This is a genomic window from Pseudoalteromonas sp. 5Ae-yellow, from assembly GCF_014077565.1.
Taxonomy (GTDB): Bacteria; Pseudomonadota; Gammaproteobacteria; order Enterobacterales; family Alteromonadaceae; genus Pseudoalteromonas.
The window spans coordinates 1-10,604 of record NZ_JACGWD010000103.1; the positions used below are offsets into that span (position 1 = coordinate 1).

A 10,604-nucleotide genomic window follows, 5' to 3' on the forward strand; every position below is an offset into this window, starting at 1 on the left:
AAATCAAAGTCGTCACTTTCCTCAACTAATGAATCATCTGCAGTATCAACTGCTGCTTCATCAATTAAACTATCTATGTCGTCTAAATCAAAGTCGTCACTTTCCTCAACTAATGAATCATCTGCAGCATCAACTGCTGCTTCATCAATTAAACTATCTATGTCGTCTAAATCAAAGTTGTCGTTTTCTTCTAGAAGTTCATTTTCGCCGAGTAACTCTGCATCAATTGAGTCATCTACCACATCACTTTTTGGTTCATTCGCTTCATCAATTAAGCTATCTATATCATCTAAATCAAAGTCGTCGCTTGAATCAAGTTCATCTAAAGTGTTATCTGAGGTATCTAATTCTGTTGATGTCTGATCTAATAATTCATCTATATCAAAATTATCATCATCTGCAAGCTCCTCACTTAAAGCCGCCATTTCATCATGGGATTCTAAGCTATCATCTTCTAAAGCTTCGTTTGTTTGCACTGCATCAAACTCAGGTAGACTGTCATCTTCATCAAACAGGCTATCTAAATCGTCATTAGTTAGAATTTCATCATTGTTTATTGAGTCATCAGATAAGTCTAAATCTATATCTTCAGCGTTTTCATCTGAAGGTTGATCAAACCCTTGCTGCATAAAAATATCAAGTTCATCATTGTCATCGGTATTTTCATCATCAAAAATGATGTCATCACTTAATAGACTTTCAAGTTCGTCTTGGTCGAGTAAATTCTCGCCACCAGAAAAATCATCTAAGCCGTCGTCTAAATCATCATCAGGCAACATATCATTTTCAAGACTATCATCTAGTTGAACACTTAAATCATCTAGAGGATCGGGGACAATTGGATCGTCATTTAAGCTTGAGCCTAAATCGTCATCACCAGTATAAGTTGGGGTTTGCGGTAAAAAATCATCGTCGTTTTGTGGCTCGTCTTGCTTATTTACTCGTTTTCGTAAAAACATAACAACAGCAAAAATAATCACTAGCCCAGGAATAAACATTAACAAGCCCAGCACTATCGGATTTGAAAGTAATGAGCCAAAATCAAATGACTCTTTTGGTATTATCTCTTGTTTTTTTTGTTCAGCAATAATCTCATTTTGTTTACCAATCAGTTCTTTTAACTGATTTTGAATTTCGCTGTCTTGTCCCAGTTGTAAACGTAAATTTTCGAGCTCTTTTGAAATTCCTGATAATTGTTTTTTAAGATTATTATTTTCAACTAAAATTTCTTCTACATTACTTACAGAGTTTTTAAACTGTTGTTGTAACTCAATCAGCTTGGTACCTTGCTCTGTTTTTATCTCATTTAATTCTTTCTGTATTTCTTTTTTAGCATCATCTACGTCAATTTTACGTGCTTGAGTTACTTTGGTTTGCGCTGAGTTAATTTCACTTTGTGTAAGCGTGCCATTTTTTTTCTTTTCCCATAATGCATCATCTTGCTCAGAACGTTGTTTTGCAAGCTGTGTATTTACACCTTTGATTTCGGCTAAGGTAGGGATTTTTAAATAGGCACCATTTTGAATATGATTAAGATTTTGCTCTAAAAATGAGTTGGGGTTTTTGTTATACAAGGCCTGCATAACTTGATAAATGCTGACGGAGTTATCTGGGCGCACTTTAGCCGCTATACGCCAAAGTGTGTCTGTTGGTTTAATTGGCCCAATTGATCGCCCTTGCGCACCATAGTCAACGCCTTTAGGCCCCTTTAATTGGGTACTGTCCTGAGAGTAAACTGGCGTTACTATCAATGCAGACGCTAATATAATAAGTGTAGCTAAACCGCGCATGCTGATCCTTTAATATTTAAATATTAATAAAACACCTAAAACTTAAGTGCATAAATATTGTTTATTATTGCTATTATCAGCCAAATGACTGACTCGCATTTATTATTACAATCTATTTTTATTGCAAGCTCTATTCCAATTACAAACTATAAACCAGTTAGAGCGTAATATCCATCGCAACACCTTGAAAATAAATGCCTTAAAACATCTTTATAAATATTAATTTATTGAGTGTTATCAATCAGTTTTTGTATTTTTAAAATTAAACGGCAAAAATTTGACAAGCCATATAAACAAAAAGCGGCAAACAACTACTGTTTACCGCTTCAAAAAGCATGTTTAGCGCAATTAACTATTACATGTAATTGGCAATAAGCTCTTCTGCAATTTGAATGCTGTTAGTTGCAGCACCTTTACGAGTGTTATCACTTACAACCCACATGTTTAATCCATGAGGATGAGAAATATCAGCACGTAATCGGCCTATATAAACAGTATCGTTACCACTAGCGTCAGAAACTGCTGTTGGGTAATCGCCTTCATCATCAATTAGCTCGACACCAGGCGCATCTTTTAAAAGTTGCTTAACGTGCTCAAAATCGTAAGGCATACGCGTTTCAATATTAATTGATTCTGAGTGACCAAAAAACACGGGAACACGTACACATGTAGGATTTACTGCAATAGTGGTATCACCCAAAATTTTATGAGTTTCATTTACCATTTTCATTTCTTCGCGTGTATAGCCATTATCTTCAAAGCTATCAATTTGAGGAATAACGTTAAATGCAATTTGCTTTGGAAATACTTTATTGTCCATTGGACGTGCATTCATCAAATTAGCTGTTTGCTTTGCAAGTTCATCAACCGCTTCTTTACCTGCACCCGATACAGCTTGGTAAGTGGATACGTTGATACGGTCTATTCCATAAGCATCATAAATTGGTTTAAGTGCTAGCATCATCTGAATAGTTGAACAGTTAGGGTTAGCAATAATATTACGGTTTCTAAAATCAGCCAGACTTGAAGCATTAACTTCTGGCACCACTAGCGGGATTTCAAAATCATTTCTAAAGTGCGATGTATTATCAATTACAATACAGCCGGCATCAGCAGCAATAGGAGCATATTTTTCAGATACACTACCACCAGCAGAAAACAAACCTATATGCGCTTGGCTAAAGTCAAAGCCTTCAACGTCAAGTACTTCAATGGTCTCACCACGAAACTTTATGTCTTCACCTGCGCTGCGGCTGCTTGCAAGTAAAAAAAGCTGATCGACAGGAAACTTACGATCTGCTAGCGTTTCAATGATTTGACGGCCTACTAAACCAGTAGCGCCAAGTACGGCAACGTTATATTTTTGCGACATATTTCTTCCTCTATAAACGACATTAAAACAACATCGTTAGTTAAATAATTATTCAGCTATGCTAAAGCCAAGCTGGCTAAGTGCTGCTAGTTGTGGGCTATCACCTTGTAGAAATAAAGTGCTAAATTCTCGCCTTATAGGATAGTTTTTACGTAAACTATCAAAGCCCTCACCTTCTAAATGACGAAGTAAAATTCCGTCATCGCGGCGTACGTCATAAATTAAATGCACTAAACGGGCAATATCTTGCTCATTAAGGCTTTGCGTAACAGTTGCATTTGTAATGGCTGGTGTTGGTAAAAAATCATCCAACGATTTAATCGCCTCAACACCTTTTAGGTCACACAATTTTTGATACAACATTTGTGTACCACGAGCTTTCCCCTCAAGTGTATGCCCTGCAATGTGCACACTAGCGTAACGAACATGCTCTAGTAATTCAGTTAAAATATTGGGTTCTTTCTCCCATACATCAAGTACTAAATCTAAATCAGCCCCAGCTTCCATTACCTCAAGTAATGCTTGGTTATCAATTACATCGCCACGGCTTGCATTAATTAGCGTGGTTCCTGGCTTAAGTGCCTTTAAACGCTCTTTACCCATCATGTGCAGTGTTTTATGCTCGCCACTTTTAACAAGGGGAACGTGAAAAGTAACAACATCTGACTGCGCTAATAACTCATCAAGCGCTACATGCTCTTGTAATAAGCCTTGTTCGTGCTTAATCGGATCGCACAGCAGTACAACTACGTTTAATGCTTTTAATTTTTGCGCCAAACATGTACCAATGTTGCCCATCCCTACAATACCAATTGTTTGACCACACAATGGACGCGCATTTTCTTGGCTTAATGCAAATAAGCTACTAATTACATATTCAGCTACAGCAACCGCATTACAACCAGGTGCACTTGTAAAAGCAATATTTCTATCATGCAGTAATTGCGTATCAATATGGTCAATGCCGATTGTGGCAGTACCTACAAAGCTCAACTTGTCAGCTTGTACCAAAAGTTCATGATTAACATTTGTCACCGAACGAGTAAGAAGAACATCTACATCTATTAATTGTTCAGGCGTTAATTTACGACCATCAAAACGCTCAACCTCACCAAAGTCTGCAAAGTACTGCTCAACTAAAGGCATATTTTGATCGGCAAGAATTTTCATTACAGAGTCCGTTTGGCAATTAAGAGGCGCCATTGTAGCGAACAACCTAGCCTTTACACAAACTAAAAAGGCGCATTTTAGTTAATACAAACACTCAAAAATGGGGATGTGGATTGTTTTAAATCAGCAATTAAAATTAGGAATTTAAACGATGCAAATAATAACCTTACTATTGAATACACAAAGGCCGAATCACAGCATGATTCGGCCTTTATTATGCAAAATAAACTTCAATTACATTATATTTTATTTACTTGATTTTAGTTTATAGCTCAAAGTCTTTTTTGAATTTCAAACCAAATTCACTTCGATCATTACTACGCATTACGCCAACAAAACCTGATTGTTGTAGACGACCAACATCGTAAACTTCGTTTAGAACGTTTTCACCATACAGTGTAACTTCCATATCGCCATATGGATTAGTGTAGGAAATATTAAAACCAACTAGTTCACGTGAATCTATTGTCTCACTTTGGTTATAAACTGATTGCCCTTGCATGTCGCTTCGGTACGAATAGTTAGCATTAAATGCAAGTGTTGCGCCGCTCTCTAAATCCATAAAGTAAGAAGGTGCAACCATTACAGTCCAGCGTGGTGTAAGTGCTGGTGAATCGCCTTTACCTATACCTTGTACACCCTCAGCCACTTCTGTTATTTCAGAATCTAAATAACCAACTGCACTGCGAATAGTAAAGTCATCAGTAATAGCGACGGTTGTTTCAAGCTCAATACCTTGTGCTTTAGACTGACCCGCATTTTCTACAATTGTTACGAAACCGCCACCTGCTGTTGGGTCTGAAAACGGTAATGCTAAATCAGTGTAATCAGTCACAAATACCGCAAGCATCATAGATACATTTTCGTGTACTTGGCCTTTTAAGCCCATTTCGTAGTTAACCGCTTTTGTTTCGTTAAACGATACAAATTGATCTGGTCCACCAAATGGACGCGGTGGAAAACCACCTGTTTGATAGCCTTTTTGAATCTGGCCATACACATTCATATTATTGCTAAGCTGATAAGATGCATTTACATCCCACGTAACTGCATCAAAATTCGCACTTACATACTTACGAGTTGGAAATGATGGGAATATAGCATTTGCATCTTTCTTATCTTTTGAATAACGAAGGCCACCACCAACCGTTAAATCGTCAGTTAAATCGTAGCTGGCATTTATATATGCTGCATACGAATTAGTTTCTTGGTTAATTTCAAATTCGCCGTAACCACCAAATGATTCTGTTACACCATCATTCAACAAGCCATTAGGTGTATTAAATGGGCTGAATACAAATGGGCCTGAACGTGTAAAGCCATCTTCATTAAAAAAGTAAAGGCCTGACACAAAGTCCATATTATCAAATGTTGCATTTAGTTGAATTTCAAACGAGTACTGATCAGCACCGCCCTCCTCTGGAAACTCAGATAAGTTTAAAGGTGATGCATCGTCATCTAGGCCACCTTCATACTCAGATGTACGGTAGCTTGAGATAAATTTAGTCGTATAAGTATCGTTAATTGCCCAATCAGCCGAGAACGATGTGCCCCAACCTGAGTAAGAGGTAGATTCAATACCCGCAACAGTTGTGCCTAAATCATCAGGGTCTGATGGAATTAAATCTTGAGTCAATAATGGGAAGTCGCCATTAAAAACATCATTTGAGTCTAGTGGGTCTGTCAATTCAATTGTATAAGGCGATTGGCCAGATTCGTTATCAACACCATCTAAAGAAAAAGTGAATGCTAAGTCGGTATTTGCTTGCCATTTAAGTGCAACACGACCACTAAATTCTTCTTCCTCACCAATTTCTTTTTCTGGGTTTGCTAAATTAACAGCTTCGCCCACACCATCACGTGTTTTGTACGATGCACTTGCAGACATACTTACATCATCTGTTAGTGAGTTATTAAAATAAACATCACCGGCAATACGTCCACGACTTCCCAGCTTAGCTGTAGTAGTAACAATACCTTCATCACCAGGTTGCTTTGTAATTACATTTACAGCGCCACCTAATGTATTACGGCCATATAAAGTACCTTGTGGGCCACGAAGCACTTCAACACGCTCAACATTAGGTAATGATAAGTTAGAACCCATTTGACGACCTAAGTACACACCATCAAGATACACACCCACACCCGGATCGGTAGTTATTATGTGATCTTGCAAACCTATACCGCGGATAAATACAGACGCATGCGCAGAATTGCCCACGCCATAGCGGGTAATATTTAAATTTGGAACATATTTACCAATATCTTCTAGGTTACTCATATTGGCTTTATCAATTAGGTTAGCGCCAATTGAAGTGATAGCGGTTGGAGATTCAAACAGGCTCTCTGTACGTTTACGAGCTGTGACTTCTATCTTTTCAAATGCGTCTTGTTTAGCTGTTGTTTTAGTTTCTTCGGCGTTTACAGAGGTAGTGAGTGCAGCAAAAATTGCTAGACTTAGCTGTGAGAGGTTACGTAATTTCAAAATATTCTCCAAAGGATACCGTGTGATTTAGTTATGCTTTTATATTGATAATATAAATTTTAGGCATAAAAAAAGACGCTAAATAGCATCTTTCCTCTGGATAGGTATTACATGATAGAATTGTAAATAAATGTTTAAATTATTTAAATAAACACATGAATCAACAGGTGAATTTAAATTTTTCACTACACTTAAAGACTTAAAAACGCAATAAATAATTGTATTATAATAAAAAAATAATAATTTAATTTAGCGATATAAATAGACAAGTATCTTGGCCACTCGCTTTCCAAAAACAAAAAAAGAACAATAAAAGAACATAAATGAATTAGCCTATCATTGAATTTAACCAAAAATAAGAATATAGTACCAAAATGTAATCTATGGATAGAATATTATGAATATAGCAAATACAACCGATAAGCATGTGCAGTGTTTTAATAACCCAAATTATACTTCACTTTTTTGTGTTGCTGCCCACTTCGACATATTACTTGTGAACTATCAAGCCTTAAACGTCATTACCAATTATGAACTTATTAATCAATTCATGCTAAAAAATGGTCACCAAGGACTGGTAATTTTTGATGTGCCAAAAGACTGCGATGTACTAGCATTAAAAGAGTGGCCAAATTTAAAAGGATTGTTTTACGAAGGCACTGACGAAGTACTACTTCAACAAGGATTAGAAGCCATTGAACAAGGAAAGTTATGGTTCCCTCGTGCAGTAACCGATGATTGGATGAGGCAAATGCTAGCGAGTGAACAACAAACTACGTTGCAATCAAACAACTTAACCTGCAAGGAAATGAAAGTATTAAACTTATTATTTTCTGGCTTACATTCAAGTGCAATTGCCGACACTTTATTTATAAGTGAAGCTACTGTTCGCGTTCACCTACACAAGGTTTACCAAAAAATTGCTGTAAAAAATAAGCAACAAGCATTACTTTGGTGTCAAAAAAACTTAAATAGAATTAATAGTTAAGTGGGCTTATTTGAAACCTTATTGTGTCTACTCGACTATGATTCTGAATTATTATTTAAACTGAAAGCGTAAAGTCAATGTTAGCCTCACTTAAATACACGAGATAACCAGCCCCTTTCTTTTCTTAAACAGCATTTTTTAATTGCCTTCAATGAAGAGTCAATATTAAAAACCCACCTTGCGAACAACAATACTGCAAGCAAAAAACACATTCTTTTTCTCATTCTTTATTGCCTGAAATAATTGCAAAGTATTCGTATTACTTATCGTGCAAAGTAATGGCTCGGCACCACCACTTTTTAGCACACACTGCTGGAATGCTAGTGTAATAATTACTGATGACTAAGACCACCATTGTCAGATTACACTGACTCCCCCATAGGTGAATTTCAATTAATCACTAGTTTTATACTCACGAGGTCATCTGATAGAACTGCAAAGTATTATTTTGTGTAATGGAGACACTAAATAGCGAGATATAACCTATCAAAAGACTTACTTCATCGTAACTGTATGCATTCATTGCAAAGCAACATAATAAAAACCAAGTTAGCTTCTTCATCCGCGCCATTTCCTTTGAACAACCTCGCTAAGAAAAATTTAATCCTATACTAAAACTTCCGTTTGGAAAGTTGCCATTTGCTTATAGCTAACTTTACTTATTAATAATTTCGACTATATATTTACATAAAATATAAACATTTAAACCAAGTAACTTGTATGAAATACATAGAGTTAAGTAATAGCAACTTTATGTAGCAGTAAATACAGCTCTGATGGCTTACAGATAAAATTATAAAAATAAGTTACAGGTGGCATATTTTTATACCCGAAACAGTACTAAACATTTTTAAACACAAACATTCGCACCTGATTAATTTAAAAAACAAAATAATATTGACTAAAAATTAAATAAAAACTTTAAACCATTCTGTTTATTAGATAAATACTCGTTATGCACTTATACTAATAAAGAAATCAACATGTAAATAACAAATAGGAACAACATATGAAAAAGCTATCTGTAGCAGTAGCGATATGTGCAGCTTTGGCATCTAGCTATGCTAGTGCTGAGGTAAGAATTAATGGTTTTGCATCAATTGTCGGTGGTAAAAGTCTGGAAGATGATCGCGGCCGCTATGGCTATGATGATGACATTTCGTTTAAAAATGAAAGTGTGTTTGCACTGCAGTTATCTACTGACTTACAAGAAAAATTAAGTGCGACAGCACAAATTGTAGCTCGTGGTAATAATGATTTTGATGCAGAATTTGAGTGGGCTTACTTAACTTATGAATTTAATGATGAGTTTCAATTAAGCGCTGGTAAAATGCGAGTGCCTTTTTACCGTTATTCTGACTTTATTGATGTAGGTTATGCATACCGTTGGGTGCGTCCACCAGAGTCAGTATACAGCATCCCTTTTTCTACTTACGAAGGGTTAAGCTTACTTTATAATTCGCAACTTGGTGACTGGGATTCTACAGTACAAGTCATTTATGGTAGCTTCGATGGTGAAATTGAAGCCGTCACTTACCATGATAAAGCTGAATTAACTGATATCGCCGGTATCAATTGGACGTTATCTTATGACTGGTTTAGTGCACGTGCTGCTTATTTAATCGCAGACACATCAATAGCACTTGGTCAGAATGATACTGACGATATAGTTGGTGCTCAAATAAATGAACTTGAAAACGTATTGCGTCAAAGCGGTTTAACAGCACAAGCAGATGATCTTGATATTAATGAAGACGACGGTACGTTTATTGGCATTGGTTTTTCAATTGATTATAACAATGTGTTATTTGATGCCGAGTATACTCAATTTGAAGTTGACAATAGCCTTTTAGCTAAACAGACTCAGTATTATGCTTCTGTTGGTTACAGAATGGATGACGTAATTGTACACTTCACTTATGAAGATAATGACGATGAGCATGAGTCCTCTCGTTACAATCAAATCCAAGCTATCCCTCCACTAAATAGTGCTCTAAACAGCGCATTAGATGGAGTTAAATCACAAAGTAATGTGTATACAATTGGTACGCGTTATGATTTTCATCCTTCCGCTGCTTTCAAGATCGACTTTAGTCGTTTTGAAGATGACATAACTGATACAGAGACGGATGTTGTAGCTGTTGGTGTAGATCTTGTCTTTTAATTGGAGCTTATGATGAAAAAATTAATTTTAGTAAGTGCACTTTCATTGTGCTCAATTAATGTATTTGCAGAAGTTGCTGTGATTATTAATCCAAGCAATGCTAGCTCTGTAGATGCTGACACAATAAAAAAGATTTATCTGGGAAAAAGTAAGTCATTTAGTAATGGCGATAAAGTTAATCCTATAAATCAAGACGGTACATCTGTAGCTGATGAATTTAACGACAAAGTAGTGGGTAAGTCTAGCAGTCAGTTAAACGCATATTGGTCTAAACTGATATTCACAGGTAAAGGTACACCTCCTGAAAAGCTTGCATCTGACCAGGCTGTTATTGATTTTGTTGCTGCTAATAACAACGCGATTGGCTATATTGATAGTTCGAAAGTTAGTGATAAAGTAAAAGTAATTGCTACCTTTTAACAGTTAAATAGATATAAAAAAATCACCCTTGGGTTAACACCATTCAGTTAAGGATGCTTTGACTTAATGGTGTACCGAGTTTTTAAAATTCGAACGGTCCTACTTTTGGGCCGTTTTCTTTTTTCTGGAAGAATATAACGTTTCACTCGTTCTCGCATTGCCCTTAATTTCTTTGGAATTGAACCTGGCGAAGCGATGGCACACCAGAGTAT

General features: G+C 36.3%; 7 protein-coding genes and 1 pseudogene. 3 read left to right on the top strand and 5 right to left on the bottom strand.

Going from position 1 to position 10,604, the window contains the following annotated elements; all coding sequences use genetic code 11:
* From H4J63_RS18675 to H4J63_RS18690, 4 genes are all read right to left on the bottom strand, one after another.
* On the bottom strand, positions 1-1,790 hold a 1,790-nt coding region (locus H4J63_RS18675), incomplete at its 3' end, for a FimV/HubP family polar landmark protein (protein ID WP_310734725.1).
* Between the two features lie 355 nt (positions 1,791-2,145).
* Positions 2,146-3,162, bottom strand: coding sequence for an aspartate-semialdehyde dehydrogenase (locus H4J63_RS18680; protein ID WP_007586655.1), 1,017 nt, complete (start codon positions 3,160-3,162; stop codon positions 2,146-2,148).
* A gap of 48 nt (positions 3,163-3,210) precedes the next feature.
* Positions 3,211-4,332 carry a 4-phosphoerythronate dehydrogenase gene (locus tag H4J63_RS18685; RefSeq protein WP_182197941.1) on the bottom strand — a complete coding sequence of 374 codons (1,122 nt, stop codon included), beginning with the start codon at positions 4,330-4,332 and terminating at the stop codon, positions 3,211-3,213.
* A 265-nt stretch (positions 4,333-4,597) separates the two neighbouring features.
* Positions 4,598-6,820 carry a TonB-dependent receptor gene (locus H4J63_RS18690; RefSeq protein WP_182197943.1) on the bottom strand — a complete coding sequence of 741 codons (2,223 nt, stop codon included), beginning with the start codon at positions 6,818-6,820 and terminating at the stop codon, positions 4,598-4,600.
* A gap of 397 nt (positions 6,821-7,217) precedes the next feature.
* Here H4J63_RS18690 and H4J63_RS18695 point away from each other — a divergent pair, with 397 nt between their 5' ends.
* The 3 genes from H4J63_RS18695 (at position 7,218) to H4J63_RS18705 (ending at position 10,392) form a co-directional block, all read left to right on the top strand.
* Positions 7,218-7,808: a LuxR C-terminal-related transcriptional regulator gene (locus H4J63_RS18695; protein ID WP_182197945.1), complete on the top strand. Its 591-nt coding sequence runs from the start codon at positions 7,218-7,220 to the stop codon at positions 7,806-7,808.
* A 1,009-nt stretch (positions 7,809-8,817) separates the two neighbouring features.
* The gene (locus H4J63_RS18700) at positions 8,818-9,972 is read left to right on the top strand and encodes a porin (RefSeq protein WP_182197946.1); all 1,155 of its coding nucleotides are present in this window, start codon (positions 8,818-8,820) and stop codon (positions 9,970-9,972) included.
* Between the two features lie 12 nt (positions 9,973-9,984).
* A complete protein-coding gene (locus H4J63_RS18705; RefSeq protein WP_182197947.1) occupies positions 9,985-10,392 on the top strand; it encodes a phosphate ABC transporter substrate-binding protein in 408 nt (135 codons plus the stop codon).
* Between the two features lie 47 nt (positions 10,393-10,439).
* Here the strand turns inward: H4J63_RS18705 and H4J63_RS20410 are convergent.
* Positions 10,440-10,604 (bottom strand): annotated as a pseudogene (locus H4J63_RS20410) (IS4 family transposase); the annotation flags it as partial.

Coding starts and splice junctions, on each gene's coding strand:
- H4J63_RS18680 (WP_007586655.1), bottom strand. CDS start 3,162: ATGTCGCAAAAATATAACGTTGCCGTACTTGGCGCTACTGGTTTAGTA.
- H4J63_RS18685 (WP_182197941.1), bottom strand. CDS start 4,332: ATGAAAATTCTTGCCGATCAAAATATGCCTTTAGTTGAGCAGTACTTT.
- H4J63_RS18695 (WP_182197945.1), top strand. CDS start 7,218: ATGAATATAGCAAATACAACCGATAAGCATGTGCAGTGTTTTAATAAC.
- H4J63_RS18700 (WP_182197946.1), top strand. CDS start 8,818: ATGAAAAAGCTATCTGTAGCAGTAGCGATATGTGCAGCTTTGGCATCT.
- H4J63_RS18705 (WP_182197947.1), top strand. CDS start 9,985: ATGAAAAAATTAATTTTAGTAAGTGCACTTTCATTGTGCTCAATTAAT.